The sequence below is a fragment of the Streptomyces sp. NPDC018031 genome, from assembly GCF_044327625.1.
GTDB lineage: Bacteria > Actinomycetota > Actinomycetes > Streptomycetales > Streptomycetaceae > Streptomyces.
The window spans coordinates 951,132-964,919 of sequence record NZ_JBIRFT010000001.1 but is presented as its reverse complement, the minus strand read 5'-3'; the positions used below and the strand labels follow the sequence as shown (position 1 = coordinate 964,919).

The following is a 13,788-nucleotide window of genomic DNA, read 5'->3' as shown; positions in this document are numbered from 1 at the left end:
TGGACGGGGGTGCCTCAGCCGGCGCGGCGGGCGGGCTCGGCGCCGGTGCCGTCGTGCACCGGCCGGCCGAGGTGTTCGTCGATGTGGCGGCCCGCGTGCCCGGCGATCAGGTCGAGGACGCAGGCGATGTCCCGGAGGGAGGTCTCCGGGTTGAGCAGGGTGAACTTCAGGAAGTGGACCCCGTCCACGGTGGTGCCGGCCACCACCGCCTCGCCGGAGGCCGCCAGAGCCTCCCGGGCGTACAGGTTGGCCTCGTCGGCCAGTTCCCGGGCCGGGCCGGCCGGCGGCAGGTAGCGGAAGACCACGGTGCTGAGCTGCGACTTGGTGACGACTTCGAAGCGCGGGTCGGAGTCCAGCAGCTGCCACGCCTCGGCGGCCCGGTCCACCACCTGGTCGAAGAGGTCGCCGATGGCGTCCGCGCCCATGACGCGCAGCGTCATCCAGAGCTTCAGGGCGTCGAAGCGGCGGGTGGTCTGGATCGACTTGTCGACCTGGTTCGGGATCTGCCGCTCGGCCATCCGCTTGGGGTTGAGGTAGTCGGCGTGGTACGTCGCGTGGCGCAGCGTCGCCGCGTCGCGCACCAGGAGCGCACTGGAACTCACCGGCTGGAAGAAGGACTTGTGGTAGTCCACGGTCACCGAGTCGGCGCGCTCGATGCCGTCGAGGAGGTGGCGGCGGGTGCGGGAGGCGAGCAGTCCGCAGCCGTAGGCGGCGTCCACGTGGAACCAGACGCCGGCCCAGGAGCACAGGTCGGCCACCCGGACCAGCGGGTCGATGGAGCCGAAGTCGGTGGTCCCGGCGGTGGCCACGACGGCCATGACGAGCAGCCCGTCGCGGCGGCAGCGGTCCAGCTCGCGGGCGAGTCCGGCGGGGCGCATCCGGCGGTCGCGGTCGGTCTCCACCGCGATGACGGCGTCCGGGGCGAGCCCCAGCAGCTTCGCGGACTTCTGCACGCTGAAGTGGCTCGCCTCGGAGGCGAGGATGCGCAGCCGCGGCAGGATCCGGTGCAGGTCCAGCGGTTCGGTGGCGGTCTCGCGGGCCCGCGCCACGGCCTCCTCGCGGGCGAGCAGCAGCGCCTGGAAGTTGGACTGGGTGCCGCCGCTGGTGAACACGCCGTCGGCGGCCGGGCCCAGCCCGATGCGCTCGGCGGTCCAGTCGATCAGCCGACGCTCGATGAGCGTGCCGCCCGCGCTCTGGTCCCAGGTGTCGAGGGAGGAGTTGACGGCGGACAGCACCGCCTCACCGAGCAGCGCGGGTATGACCACCGGGCAGTTGAGGTGGGCCAGGTAGCGCGGGTGGTGGAAGTACACCGCGTCCTTCAGGTAGACGTCGCGCAGCTCCTCCAGCGCGGCGGCCGAGTCGCCCAGCGGCCGGTCCAGGTCGATGCCGGAGACCCGGGGGGCGAGCTCACCGGGGGTGATCCCGGTGAAGGGGCGGTCGGTGCCGGCCACCGTGTCGGCGACCAGGGCGACGCCGTCGGCCACCGTCCGCCGGTAGCGGGCCGCAGTGCGGTCGTTGAGCAGGTGGGTCCTGGCGCCGGCCGGGCCGTCGGCGCCCGCTGCCGGGGTGGCTTCCGCCGTGCCGTCCGGGGCTGCTGCGGATGCGGGGTCGGCGGGTGCCTCGGCGGTCTGCGTGAGGGGGCTCACGGGTCGTTCCTTTCGGGGCCGGGCAGGTGGCGGTGCCCGGGGGCGGGGCGTGGGGCCCCGGCGTGACGTGCGGGTGGAGGAGTGAGGGTGGGGCGGGGAGGGGCGCCGCCGCGCCGGGCGACGTGGCGCGGGAGCGTCCGCGGGGCTCAGGGCATCAGGGCAGCGGGCACGGCCCGGCGGTGGGGTTCTGCCGCGGGCGGGGTGGGGCGGGGTTCGCGGGTGGGGTGTGGGTGTCGGGTGTGGTGTGTGGGGTGAGGTGGGCGTGGCTGCGGGGTGCGGGGTGGCCGGCCCGGGGCCGGTGGGACTCCGGTCCCGGGGCGGCCGGTGGCGGGGCGGCCGGTGGCGGGGTGTGCGGTGTGCGGTGTGCGGGGTGTGGGCAGTGGGGTGTGGGCTGTGGAGGCCAGCAGTGCGGTGGAGCGTGCGGGGTCGCGTGCGGGGGTCGTCCGCCGCTTCCCCGGACCGGACCGGCGCGCGGTGCGGCGGTCCGGGTCGGACCGGCGGGCGCGGTGCCGGGGCCCGGCCCGGCCGGCCCGCGGCGCGGCGGCCGGGCCCGGGTGGTGCGGTCAGTCGTCGGCGGGGCCGGTGCCGGACAGGGCTTCCTCGACGAGCTGTTCCTCGGTGGCGCCCTTGCGCCAGTAGCCGGTGAAGGTGATCGCCTTCCGGTCGAAGCCGCGGTCGCCGACGAGGTGGCGGCGGAGCGCCCGTACCGTGCCGGCCTCGCCCGCGATCCAGGCGTACCCGGTGCCGTCCGGCAACCGGGCGGCGCGGACCGCGTCCGGGATCAGGCCGGTGCGCGGGCCGTCGGCCCCGTCCCGTACCAGCCAGGTGATCTCGGCCTGCGCACCGGTGTCCAGTTGCTGGATGTCCTCGGGGTGCGGGACCTCGATCCAGACCCGGGCGTCGGTGCCGTCCGGAAGGGCCTCCAGGATCCCGGCGACCGCGGGCAGTGCCGTCTCGTCGCCGGTCAGCAGCACCCAGTCGGTGCCGGCCGGGGGGCGGAAGTCGACGCCCGCGTTGTCCGGTTCCACCGGGCCGAGGAGCACCGCGCGGTCGCCCGCTCCGGCCCGGGCGGCCCACCGGGCGGCGGGGCCGCTGGAGGTGTGGCCGGTGGCGTCCGCCCCGTGCAGGGCGAAGTCGACGTCGACCTCGGCCCCGCCGTCGGTGCGGCGCTGGGCGCGGACGGTGTACGAGCGCATGATGCCGCGGGTCGCCGGGTCCAGGGCCCGCCACTGGGGGAACCAGTCCTCGCCCGCCTCGGTCGGTACGACCGGGGCGTCCTGCCCGGGGTGCGGCAGGAACAGTTTGAAGCGCTGGTCGCGGCCGCCGGAGGCGAAGTCCGTCAGTCCGGCGCCGCCGAAGGTGATGCGGACCATGGAACGGCCCAGGAGCCGGGTCCGTACCACGTGGACGTCGAAGAAGCGGAACGGGACGGCCGCGGCGGCCGTGGTGGAGGTGGCTGCGGTGGTCATGTGAGAGGGCTTTCCTTTCACGTGCCGGGGGTGCGGGGGAGGGCAGCGGGCAGGTGCGCGGTGGCACCGGGCCGGACGTCGTGCCGGGCCGTGCCGTGGTGCGGTCGGGCGGGGCCGCGTGACCCGGGCGGCGGCGCGGCACCCGGCGCGTGGGCCCGGTGCCGCCCGTCGGCGCCCACGGCATCGGCGGGGAAGGGCGCGGACTCCGCCGGGGCGGCGTCCGGGCAGGTCAGCGGAGCTTCTTGGCGTCCTGGATCGCCTTGGCGAGGTTCTCCAGCAGCGGGGCGGCACCGGCGTAACTGAAGCGCGGCTCGCTGCTCCAGGGGATGATCTGGCCGGCCTTGACCGCGGGCAGCTGGGCCCAGGTCGGCTTGCCCTTCAGGTCCTTGGGCTGCAGGGTCGCGGTCCGGTCGTCCAGGAAGAGGATGTCGGCGTCGTACTTGTCCGCGTTCTCCCAGCTCAGGCTCTCGAAGTAGCCGCCCTGGTCGGTCTTCTCGGGGACCACCAGGTCCACGCCCAGCTCGCGGAAGTAGATCAGGTCGGCGTTGACCGCGGGGTTGGAGACGTAGAACAGGCCGGCGCTGGCGGAGCAGGCCATCACCTTGATGCGGTGCGACTTGGCGGTCTGCCGCAGGGTCTCGGCGGCCTTCTCGAAGCGGGCCTTGGCGTCCACGACCTTCTTCGCCTTGAGGTCGGCGCCCAGGGACGCGGCCAGGTCGGCGTAGCGCTGGATGGGCTGGAGGAGGGAGACCCGGCCGGTGGTGATCGCGGCGCTGGGCGCGAGCGAGAAGATCTCGTCCTTGCTCTCCTCGGGGATGTAGAAGAGCGCGCCGGGGTCGAACATGTTGCTGATCAGCAGGTCGGGGGAGAGTGCGGCGTACTTCTCGACCTTGAACTGCCCCCAGACGTTGCCCAGGATGGTCACCTTGTCGACGTCGACGTCGCCCGCCTGCACATCCGGCTTGCCGTTCTCCAGCTTGGTCGGGCCGAACACGCCGATGATCTGGTCGTCGATCCCGAAGTCGTGGAGGGCGGCGGCGGAGCCGATGTAGGCGACGATCCGCTTCGGGGTGTGGCCGCGCGTGATCTTCTTCTTCCGGTCGTCGGTGAAGGACCAGCCGTCGCCCCCGGTCTCGCCCGACGCGCCGGACCCCGAGCCGTCCTTGCTGCCGCAGGCGGTGGCCAGGGCGCCGAGACCGACGGCGCCGCCGGCGGCGAGCAGGCCGCGGCGGGAGAGGGTGAGGGCTCTGGCGTGAGGCATGGCGAGGTCTTTCTCTCAGGACGGGTACGGGGCCGGACCCCTGGACCGAGTTCGAGGTTAGGTTAGCCTAACCAAACGCTTTGTCCAGAGGGGGGCCCGGCCGTCTGCCTCGGTGTTCGCCGGTCCCGCGCGGGCGCCGTGGCCGGCCCGGAGCGCCGATCGGCAAGGCGGGCAAGCGAGTTGGCGCTGCCGGCGGCCGCCTGGGAGTGGCCGGCCGTCAGCCGCCGAACTGCCAGATGACCGACTGATTCGCGGTCACCAGAGCGGCGAGCACGGCCAGATCGGCGACGCCCAGGCCGATGCCGAGCAGGGCGCGGGCCGGGCGGCGGGTGCCCCGGCTCAGCGCGAGGCCGCCCAGCACGATGGCGCAGGGGCCGAAGACCAGGTTGAACAGGAGCAGGCCGATCAGTCCGAGGACGAAGGCGGCGACCGCCATGCCGTCGGCGTCCGCGCGGCGGCGGGTCGCGGGCGGCGCGGTACGGACGGGGGAGGTGGCGCTCATCGGTCAGCTCCTGTTCTGCGCGAGGCGCTCGCGTACGAAGAAGACGAGCAGCCAGCCGCCGATGACGGTGGCCGCGGCGAGGAAGACCGGGAGCGGGGTGTGCGCTGCCGCGCCCAGCAGGATTCCGGTGAGGGCCAGGACTGCGACCAGGAAGATCATCTGGGGCCTTTCTCGGTCCGGTGTGGCCTGCGCGTTCCGATTGGGTGAACAGTTGGGATGACAACTGTTCACTGACATCCTCATCGTATGCTGGCCAAAGTCGGAGAACGGTTGTTTACTGAATGACATGAGTCACACCCTCGGCGTCAGGCAGGCCCAGAAGCGGAAGACCCGGCAGGCGCTCCTCGACGCGGCCCTGCGGCTGCTGGCGGAGCAGAGCCTGAGCAGTCTGGGGCTGCGCGAGGTCACCCGGGTGGTGGGCGTCGCCCCGGCCGCCTTCTACCGGCACTTCCGTGACATGGCCGACCTCGGGGTCGCCCTGGTGGAGGAGGCGCTGGGCAGCCTGCACGGCATGATCCGCGCGATACTCGCCGAGCAGGACGGGGACGACGAGCGGATCGAGGGCGCGGTGCTGGCTGTCGCCCGCCATGTCCGTACCCATCCGGACCACGTCCGCTTCATCGCGCGGGAGCGGCACGGCGGGGTCCGGCCGGTACGCGAGGCGATCGCCGCGCAGCTCGACCGGTTCGCCGACGAGGTCGCGGACGCCTTCGCCGAGGCGCTGACCGCGGACGGCTGGAGCCGGGACGACGTCCGGATGCTCGCCGAGCTCTATGTGGACCACATGGTCATGACCGCCACGGCCTTCCTGGAGGCGCAGCCGGCGGCCGGCCCCGGCGAGCCCCCCGGAGGCGCGCCGGGAGCGGCCCCCGAGGAGACCCACGAGGCCCACGAGGAGGCGCCGCAGGAGGCGGGAACCGGTGCGGCGGGGGCTGCCAGGGTGGCCGGGACGGATGGGACCGCGGAGGCGGTTGGAGTCGCTGGGTCCACTGGGGCGGCCGGGGTGGCTGGGGCCGCCGGGGCGGAGGCGGCCGGGGCGACCGGCGGGGCGGAGGGCCCGCTGACCGAAGCGGAACTGCGGATCGCCGACGTCGCGCGCCGGCAGATGTGGCTGATCGCTATCGGCCGTCGTCACTGGCCTGCCGGGTGACCCGTATCCGGCGGCCGCCGCCCCCGTCCTGACCGGTGACGGTGATGTGGATGCCGTTCCGGGCGTCGTGCAGGGACTCGCCGCGGGTGAACGTGGCGTCGCTCAGCCCCTGGTGCACATTGGGCTCCTCGGTGCAGCCGCGGCTCCTCGGCGTGCTGTCCATGACCGTGATCGGACCCTTGCCGGAGTCCAGCCGGGCGTCCACCCAGGAGATCAGGACGCCCGGCTTGCACACGCTCTCGTCGTTGCCCTCGTCGGTGCGCACCTCCACGGTGTAGCCGGCGGAGGCCGACACGGGGACGAAGACCAGCTTGGTGCCACCGCCCGGGCGGCCGAGCGGCCGGAGCGTGTACGTCGAGTCGCCGGCCCGCGCGGCACAGTCGACCTGGTCCGGGGTGAGCCAGCCGAGCTTCCACTTGTGCCAGGCGAGCAGGTCGTTGCCCGCGCCCCAGTCCTCCGACATCACGTCCCAGTGGCCGACCTTGTGGCCGCCGTCCGCGGTGTAGAGGTCGGGCAGCCCGAAGACGTGCCCGTTCTCGTGCGGCAGGACCCGGTAGCCGTTGGTGGCGAAGGAGCCGGTGCCGTCGTCCTGCCGGCTGTAGATGAACGAGATGTTGGCGAGCCGCACACCGTCGGCGACCGGCGCCTCCAGGTTCCCGGCGAAGGTCACCGACAGCACGGTCTCCGCGGCAGGGGGCCCGGCGTTCGGTGTGATCAGCACGTTCACCAGGTCGTACCGGCGGAAGTCGACCAGCGGGTCGGCGGTCCGGGCGATGTCGCGCACCAGCCTGCGGTAGCCCGGCTCGAAGGCGCTGCCCCGCTCGATGCCGTAGGACCGGAAGCTGCGGGGCATCCGCAGCCAGCGGTCGACGGGGGTGGCGGGCCGGTAGTCCAGACGGCCGTACGAGGACCGGGCGAACCACCGGGTGGTGCGGGGGAAGAACTCCTCGAACCGCTGCCGGGCGGTGCCCTGGCCCCGGACGTCCGGAAAGTCGATCATCAGCGTGAGGGCGTGCACCGGGCCCGTGCTGCGGCTGTAGCCCGGCCCGGTGGGTATGCCCTCGGACAGCTGGACGTCCTCGCCCGGGGTCAGGGTGCAGGAGGGCCGGCCGTCGCCGGAGCCGGGCAGCGCGGGGGCGCGGAGGGTGGTGGGCGCGGCGGTGGTGCCGGTGGAGTTCGCCGGAGCGGTCACGACGATGAGCAGAACGGCGGTGATGGCGAGCGCAGCCCTGCGGCCGGGCCGCGGATCGCCGGGGCGGCGTATCCGGGTCCGCCTGCGGCGGGCCCCGTGTATCCGGGGGCGGTTCTGCTTCATTGGGCCAACGGTGCGGCCGGGCGGGGCGGCGGCGCGCGCCCGGCGCGTCCGAACGGACGGAAGCGCTGGTCCGAGCGGGGGGTGAGGGCGCTGTTCCGGTGTGAAACCTCCTCGTCGGCAGTTGTGACCGAGGTCACCAGCGGAAGGGAAATTTCCGGGGACTGGTTCCCCGTTTAACCGGGTGTCCAGCGAAACGGGGACCGACTCCCCGGAAGCACCCCGGAAGGCCGATCCCGGAAGGGGGCGTCCGAGGGGCCCCGCGCGGGACGGACGACGGACCGGAGAAGCCGGAGAAGGAAGGAGTCACCTGTGGCCGCCAGGATCGCCGAGAAGAACCCGCAGCCCAAGCTGCGTGCGGACGCGTTGCGCAACCGGGAGCGGATCATCGCGGCGGCCCGTGAGGTGCTCGTCGAGTACGGGGCGGATGTGCCGCTCGATGAAATCGCTCGACGCGCGGGCCTCGGCAATGCCACGATCTACCGGCACTTCGCGGACCGTCGCGAGCTGATCCACCATGTCACCATCTCGGTCATGGCCCGTACCGCGGACCAGGCCGAGGCCGCCCGAGCGGAGGAGCCCGATGCCTTCCAGGCGCTGCGGCGCTTCGTCCACGCGGCGGCGGACGAGCGGATAGGCGCCCTGTGCCCGCTGCTCTCCGACGGGATCGACCGGGATCACCCCGACCAGGTGGCCGCCCGGATCCGCCTCCAGACCGGTATCGAGGCGCTCATGGCGGCCGCACGCGACTCCGGCCAGCTGCGTTCCGACATCGACGTCGGTGACCTGCTGGTCGCCCTGACCCAGCTCACCCGGCCGCTGCCCGGCTGGGGCTCCCCGAAGGCGGAGTCCGAGGGGAGCTGCTTTCTGGACTTCGACCGCTTCGTGCACCGGCATCTTCAGCTGTTCCTGGACGGCATGATGACCCCGGCGCGCTCTGAACTGGCCGGTTCGGCCGCCACCTTGGAGGACCTGCGACGACGGCAGTGAAGCCGCTCGCCTGACATCAGCCATGTGACTTCTCATCCATGATCCGCCCGGTGCGTCGGCCGATGACCGCCCGGCGAGCTCTTGCCCATGACCTGCGCGGCGTGCGTCCGTCCTTGACGCGCCCCGGTGCTCGCTCCGTGGAGCGCTCCGGCACGCCCTCCTGACCGTCCCGAACGTCACTCTCCGCACCACGAGGTAGGCCCATCCATGCCTGAAACGGCTCCCACCGTCGACCCCCGGCGCTGGAAAGCGCTGATATTCATAGCCCTCGCACAGCTGATGGTCGTGCTCGACGCGACCATCGTGAACATCGCGCTGCCGCACGCGCAGGACGCGCTGGACATCTCCGAATCCAACAAGCAGTGGGTCATCACCGCCTACGCCCTCGCCTTCGGCAGCCTGCTGCTCTTCGGCGGCCGGATCGCCGACCTGTGGGGCCGCAAGCAGACCTTCGTCATCGGCCTCGCCGGGTTCGCCGCCGCCTCCGCGCTCGGCGGCGCCGCCGCGAACGAGACGATGCTGCTCGGTGCCCGCGCGCTGCAGGGTGTGTTCGGCGCGCTGCTGGCCCCCGCCGCGCTCTCGCTGCTCGCGGTGATGTTCACCGAGCCCGGTGAGCGGGCCAAGGCGTTCGGCATCTTCGGTGCCATCGCCGGTGGTGGCGGCGCCGTCGGTCTCATCCTCGGCGGTGTGCTCACCCAGTACATGAACTGGCGCTGGACCTTCTTCGTGAACATCCCGTTCGCGGTCGTCGCGGCGGTCGGTGCGGTGCTGGTGATCCGTGAGCCCGCGGAGAGCCGGAACTCCTCCAAGCTCGACATACCCGGCGTCATCCTGGCCACCACCGGTCTGGTCGCACTGGTCTACGGCTTCACCCGCGCCGAGTCCGACGGCTGGTCCGACGGCGGCACCATCGGCATGTTCATCGCCTCGGCGGTGCTGCTGGCCGCGTTCGTGGCCGTGGAGTCCCGGGTGAAGGCCCCGCTGCTGCCGCTGCGCGTGGTCACCGAGCGGAACCGGGCCGGTGCCTACCTGTCGCTCGGCCTGGCGATCATCGGCATGTTCGGTCTCTTCCTGTTCCTCACCTACTACATGCAGATCGTCAAGGAGTACAGCCCGGTCAAGACCGGTCTGGCGTTCCTGCCGATGATCATCGGCATGGTCATCGGGTCCACGCAGATCGGCACCCGGCTGATGGTCCGCGTGGCGCCGCGGAAGCTGATGGGCCCGGGCTTCCTGGTCGCCGCGGTCGGCATGCTGATGCTGACCCAGATCGACCTGGACTCCTCCTACCCCGCGCTGATCCTGCCGGCGTTCCTGCTGCTGGGCCTCGGCATGGGTACCGCGTTCATGCCGGCCATGAGCCTGGCCACGCACGGTGTCCAGCCGCAGGACGCGGGCGTCGCCTCCGCGATGGTCAACACCTCGCAGCAGGTGGGCGGTGCCATCGGCACCGCGCTGCTGAACACCATCGCGGCCAGCGCGACCACCGAGTACGCCAAGTCGCACGCCGCCGAGGCGACGACCAACCCGAGCCTGGGGCTGCAGTCGATGGTGCACGGCTACTCCGTCGCCATCTGGTGGGCGGTCGCCATCCTGGTGCTGTCCGCGATCATCGCGCTGGTCTTCGTGAACACCGGGCGGCCCGGAACCGGCACCACGGTGGCCGGTTCGGGCGACGGCGAGTCGCAGGACGTGCCGATACCGGTGATGGCGCACTGACCACCGGCCACCACCACGGGCAGGGGCCCGGTCTCCGCGATCGCGGAGACCGGGCCCCTGCCCGTGTGGCGCGGGTTCGCCCGTGTGGCGCCGGGTTCCCTGTGGTGGCGCGGGCTTCCCCAGGGGGCGCGGACTCCCTCAAGGTGGCGCGAGGGGAGTTGGTGGCGGCGCAGGACCGCCCGTCAGGGCGCGGGGTGCCCGGCCGCGCCGGCCGCCGGTGGTGGCGCCGGGTGCCGGGTCGTGCCGGCGGGTGCGCGGTGGTGCTGGCGGGTGCCCGTGGTGCCGGCGGGGGCGCGGTGGCCCCGGCGGGTGCCCGTGGTGCCGGAGGTCAGCGCAGCCAGGGCAGGTCCGCGCCCTCCGGTTGCAGGCCCTCGGCCACGATGGCGCAGATCTCGCCGAGCCGGGCGACCTGTTCGGGACTGAGCCGGTCGAAGAGCGCCGAGCGGACCGCGGAGACGTGGCCGGGGGCCGTCTGCCGCAGCACCTCGTACCCCTCGTCGGTGAGCACCGCGTTCTGGCCCCGCTTGTCGGAGGCGCAGTCCTCCCGGCGCACCCAGCCGTTCTTCTCCAGTCGCGCGATGGCGTGGGACAGCCGGGACCGGGTGATCTTCGCGTTCCGTGCGAGCACCGTCATGCGCATCCGCCGTCTGGGGGCCCGGGACAGCTGGACCAGGAGGCCGTAGTAGATGTGCGGCATCCCCGCGTCTCTCTGCAGCTGGCGGTCGAGGTGATCCTCCAGCAGCGTGGTGGCGTGCAGGTATGCCTGCCACGTGTGCTGTTCCTCGTCGCTGAGCCAGCGGGGCTGGTCTGCGGGGTCGGTCGTCATGGCTTCCACGGCCTCCAGTCTACGGACTTGCTTCTTGAAATTTAAACAAGTAACGCGTTAGGGTGGAACTCCTTGAGAGTTCAAGCATCCAACGGGAACTCCGAGGTCAGGAGGTCAGCATGCCCACCGCAGCGCAGCACGGCGCCCCGTCCGGGCGCACCCCCGGTGCCGGCCCCGCGGCCGGCGCCGGAACCGGCGCCGAACCGGCCCGGATGCCCGCCCTCTATCTCAGCCACGGTGCCCCGCCGCTCGCCGACGATCCGACCTGGCCCGGCCAGCTCGCCGCGTGGTCCGCGGACCTGCCGCGCCCCACCGCCATCCTGATGATCTCCGCGCACTGGGAGGAGGCGCCGCTCGCCCTGGGCGCCACCCGGGCCGTGCCGCTGGTCTACGACTTCTGGGGCTTCCCGGAGCACTACTACCGGGTGCGCTACCCGGCACCCGGGGCACCCGGGCTCGCCGAACGGGTCCGCAAGGCGCTGCGCGGCCCCGGCACCCCGGTCCAGGACATCCCCGACCGGGGGCTCGACCACGGCGCGTACGTCCCGCTCGTCGAGATGTTCCCGGCCGCCGACATCCCGGTGCTCCAGGTCTCCATGCCCACCCTCGATCCGCAGGAGCTGCTGGCCATCGGGCGCCGCCTGGCCCCGCTGCGGGACGAGGGCGTGCTCATCGTCGGCAGCGGCTTCTTCACCCACAACCTGGCCGCGCTCCGGCACACCGGACCCGGCGTGCCGGGCTGGTCGGCCGAGTTCGACCACTGGGGCCGGGACGCGCTGGAGACCCGGGACGTGGACGCCCTCCTCGACTTCGAGCACCGCTCTCCCTCCGGCCGCCTGGCCCACCCGCGCACCGAGCACTTCGCGCCGCTGTTCGTCACCCTCGGCGCGGCCGGGGACGACCTGACGAACCAGCGCACGGTGATCGACGGCTTCTGGATGGGGCTGGCCAAGCGGTCCGTGCAGTTCGGCTGACCTTCCGCGGGGCAGACCTTCCGGGCGGCTGGCCTTCCGGGCGGCTGCCCGCGCGGGTGTCCTCGCCCGGGGACGGCCTGGCCGGGGGACGGCCAGGCCCGGCGCGATCCCGGCTGCGGCCGACCCTGCCGGGGCTGACCTTGTCGGCCGACTGATCGGCCCGGCGGGCGGCCGCCCGGGCGGTCGGCCTGATGTGTCGGCCGGTCCGTGCCGGCCGGTCTGTGTGCCGGCCGGTCTGTGTGACGCCCGGTCTGTGTGTCGCCAGGGCTGTGTGAGGGCCCGTCCCGCATGACGGCCGGTCCGCGTGCGGGCCGTCCGCATGACGGCCGGTCCGCGCGACGCCGGTGGGTCCGCGACCGGTGGGCCTGCGACCGGGCGGCCCGCGCCGCTGGCCCCGGTCGCGGGCCGCCTCGCGCCGACGGCTCCCGGTGGCCGGCCGGTCGGCCCGCGCTGACGGCCGGCCGCCGGTCAGGCCGTTCCGGCGAGCGGTTCGATCAGCTCCCGGGCCCGCGCCGCCGCGGTGAGCCCGGCCGGGTCGCCCGAGGCCCGGACGGTGTCCAGCGCGGTGTCGGTCAGCTTGATGGTGTGCTCGTCACCATGGGCGGCGGCCAGCGCGAACGCCTCCGCCATGGCCTCGGCGCGCGCCATGCGCCCGGCGGTCGCGGCCTCCGCCGACCGCTCCGCCAGGGCGTCCGGCCCATCGGGCGCCGCGCCGTTCGCACCGCCGGGGCCCGGAGCGTAGGCGGCGACGACGGCGGCACTCGCCGCCCATGCCGCACCCAGACTCGGCACCCACAGCTCACGAGGGAGCGCGGGCAGCGTGCGCAGCACCGCGTTCGGCGCGGTCGCCGCGTGCACCAGCATCACCGGCTCGGCCTCGGCCTGCGCCGCGTAACGCCGGACCGCCGCGGCCACCAGCTCGGCGAGCGACCGCCGGGCGTCCTCCGGGCCGGTGGGCGGCGCCAGCGCGGCGGTCGCCGAACTCCACCGCGGCAGGTCGTCGAGCTGGGCCAGCCGGTCCGGCAGCCCGCCGCGCTGCTCCGGCACCGCCGGCACCGCCCACAGGGCCGCCTCCGGCCCCTGCCGCCCGGCCGGCGCGGCGGCGCCGGGCAGCGGCCGGTGCCGGGCCGCCCAGTAGCCCAGGCCATGGGCGAGTTCGGTGCGGCGCGGCGCGGTCTCCTCGCCGTCCAGCAGGGTGCGTACCGCGTGCCCCACCCGGATCACCGGATGGGTGGAACCGCCCGCGATGCCCGGCAGCAGCCGCGGCCACCACCGGGCGAGCACGTCCCGCCAGGGGCGCTCGGCGAGGGCGCGGTCGAAGTAGCCGATCCAGTCCCCGGCGCGGCGCGGGTCCCCCAGGGCGGTGCGCCAGTCGGCGTCGGTGACCGGCACGGTCGTCGCGGGGAACTCCTCCAGCTTGCCGGAGTAGCGGTCCAGCCACCGGTGGACGGCGGCGGCGTGGCCGTGCGCGGCCAGCGCCTCCACCGCCATCGGGGCGTGGTTGGTCAGCCGGCCCAGGCGCTCGGGGCCGCGCAGGTGCAGCCGCTCCAGTGCCTCGTCGAGCGTGCCGGTCGGGTCGTGGTCGGCCCGGCCGGAGGGCGGGGCCTGGTCTGCTGCGGTCATGCCAGGACGTTAGGACGGCCGGGCCGCCGCCGGAACGGGCCGGGGGAGGAGCGTCACCAGCCGACGGACGTAGGTCTCCGGTCGGTACCCGGGGCGGCCGGCCGGGGGCCGGGCCTGCCGCGGCGGCTGCGCCGGCCGGGGGCCGCGTCGGCGTGCGCTCCCCGGCCGGGTTGCCGCGCCCGCACGGTGGCGGCAACCCGGCAACCCGGCAACCCGGCAACCCGGCAACCCGGCGGCCCGGCAACCCGGCGGCCCGGCAACCCGGCGGCCCGGCAGCCCGGTAGCCCGGTAGCCCGGCAGCCCGGCAGGCCGACGC

11 protein-coding genes and 1 pseudogene are annotated in these 13,788 nt (G+C 74.1%); 4 read left to right on the top strand and 8 right to left on the bottom strand.

What is annotated here, in order from left to right:
- Positions 1-14: 14 nt before the first annotated feature.
- The 5 genes from ACH4B3_RS04090 to ACH4B3_RS04070 form a co-directional block, all read right to left on the bottom strand.
- Positions 15-1,523 (bottom strand): pyridoxal phosphate-dependent decarboxylase family protein, encoded by a 1,509-nt coding sequence (locus tag ACH4B3_RS04090; RefSeq protein WP_398461579.1) that lies wholly within the window; start codon positions 1,521-1,523, stop codon positions 15-17.
- Between the two features lie 686 nt (positions 1,524-2,209).
- Positions 2,210-3,115 (bottom strand): siderophore-interacting protein, encoded by a 906-nt coding sequence (locus ACH4B3_RS04085; protein WP_398461143.1) that lies wholly within the window; start codon positions 3,113-3,115, stop codon positions 2,210-2,212.
- 229 nt (positions 3,116-3,344) lie between these two features.
- Entirely contained in the window at positions 3,345-4,376 is a 1,032-nt protein-coding gene (locus tag ACH4B3_RS04080) for an ABC transporter substrate-binding protein (protein WP_398461142.1), read from the bottom strand.
- 217 nt (positions 4,377-4,593) lie between these two features.
- Positions 4,594-4,878 (bottom strand): DUF4190 domain-containing protein, encoded by a 285-nt coding sequence (locus tag ACH4B3_RS04075; protein WP_398461141.1) that lies wholly within the window; start codon positions 4,876-4,878, stop codon positions 4,594-4,596.
- Between the two features lie 3 nt (positions 4,879-4,881).
- Entirely contained in the window at positions 4,882-5,037 is a 156-nt protein-coding gene (locus ACH4B3_RS04070; protein WP_398461140.1) for a hypothetical protein, read from the bottom strand.
- Positions 5,038-5,164: 127 nt separating this feature from the next.
- On the opposite strand from ACH4B3_RS04070, the pseudogene ACH4B3_RS04065 reads away from it, so the two are divergent.
- Positions 5,165-5,713, top strand: a pseudogene (locus ACH4B3_RS04065) (TetR family transcriptional regulator); the annotation flags it as partial.
- 283 nt (positions 5,714-5,996) lie between these two features.
- Here the strand turns inward: ACH4B3_RS04065 and ACH4B3_RS04060 are convergent.
- The gene (locus tag ACH4B3_RS04060; protein WP_398461139.1) at positions 5,997-7,343 is read right to left on the bottom strand and encodes a M6 family metalloprotease domain-containing protein; all 1,347 of its coding nucleotides are present in this window, start codon (positions 7,341-7,343) and stop codon (positions 5,997-5,999) included.
- 309 nt (positions 7,344-7,652) lie between these two features.
- Here ACH4B3_RS04060 and ACH4B3_RS04055 point away from each other — a divergent pair, with 309 nt between their 5' ends.
- A complete protein-coding gene (locus tag ACH4B3_RS04055) occupies positions 7,653-8,330 on the top strand; it encodes a TetR/AcrR family transcriptional regulator (RefSeq protein ID WP_398461138.1) in 678 nt (225 codons plus the stop codon).
- A 207-nt stretch (positions 8,331-8,537) separates the two neighbouring features.
- On the top strand, positions 8,538-10,049 hold the full coding sequence (locus ACH4B3_RS04050; protein WP_398461137.1) for an MFS transporter: 1,512 nt from the start codon (positions 8,538-8,540) through the stop codon (positions 10,047-10,049).
- A 328-nt stretch (positions 10,050-10,377) separates the two neighbouring features.
- On the opposite strand, the gene ACH4B3_RS04045 is transcribed toward ACH4B3_RS04050, so the two are convergent.
- Positions 10,378-10,884, bottom strand: a complete 507-nt coding sequence (locus ACH4B3_RS04045) for a MarR family winged helix-turn-helix transcriptional regulator (RefSeq protein WP_398461136.1) — start codon at positions 10,882-10,884, stop codon at positions 10,378-10,380.
- A 203-nt stretch (positions 10,885-11,087) separates the two neighbouring features.
- On the opposite strand from ACH4B3_RS04045, the gene ACH4B3_RS04040 reads away from it, so the two are divergent.
- Positions 11,088-11,849 (top strand): dioxygenase, encoded by a 762-nt coding sequence (locus ACH4B3_RS04040; RefSeq protein WP_398461578.1) that lies wholly within the window; start codon positions 11,088-11,090, stop codon positions 11,847-11,849.
- 468 nt (positions 11,850-12,317) lie between these two features.
- Here ACH4B3_RS04040 and ACH4B3_RS04035 read toward each other — a convergent pair whose 3' ends face one another.
- Positions 12,318-13,472, bottom strand: a complete 1,155-nt coding sequence (locus tag ACH4B3_RS04035) for a questin oxidase family protein (RefSeq protein WP_398461135.1) — start codon at positions 13,470-13,472, stop codon at positions 12,318-12,320.
- Positions 13,473-13,788 lie beyond the last annotated feature (316 nt).